Below are 450 nucleotides of genomic sequence, written 5' to 3'. Positions count from 1 at the left end.
AATATACAGCAAGAAGGCAGAGATGATGAGAATGCTATTAAAGATACACAGCTAGGGGGCAGAGATACAGAGAATGCGATCAGAGATACACACCGAGAAGGCAGAGATAGAGAGAGTGCTATTAAAGATACTCATCGAGGGGGCAGCGATCTAGATACTGAGATTAACCAAACGTTGCAAATGAGTACAGATTCCGACCAAGGGATCCTAGATGTAGTTAAAGAGAAGAAACGTGTATGGCAGTGGAGCATAGATAAGGGCAAATGGGTTAGGGATATGGTGCAAAGTAGTGAAGATACAGGACAAAGAGATATAGAACATGAAGATGATATAGAACATAAGAGTAGCGATGCATGGGAAAAGCAAAAATGTATAGAACATAAGAGCAGAAATATAGAGCATAATAGCAGATTTATCGAACATATGAACAGGGATATAGAACATAAGAGC

At 39.8% G+C, this 450-nt stretch carries 1 protein-coding gene; it reads left to right on the top strand.

The window, feature by feature from the left end; all coding sequences use genetic code 11:
• Positions 1-450: hypothetical protein (locus AC1VNY_RS42675; RefSeq protein ID WP_482409702.1), on the top strand; the 450-nt coding region annotated here is incomplete at both ends.

It is taken from the genome of Bradyrhizobium ferriligni (genome assembly GCF_056837965.1).
The sequence above is the reverse complement of the archived record's forward strand: the minus strand, read 5'-3'. Positions and strand labels throughout refer to the sequence as shown.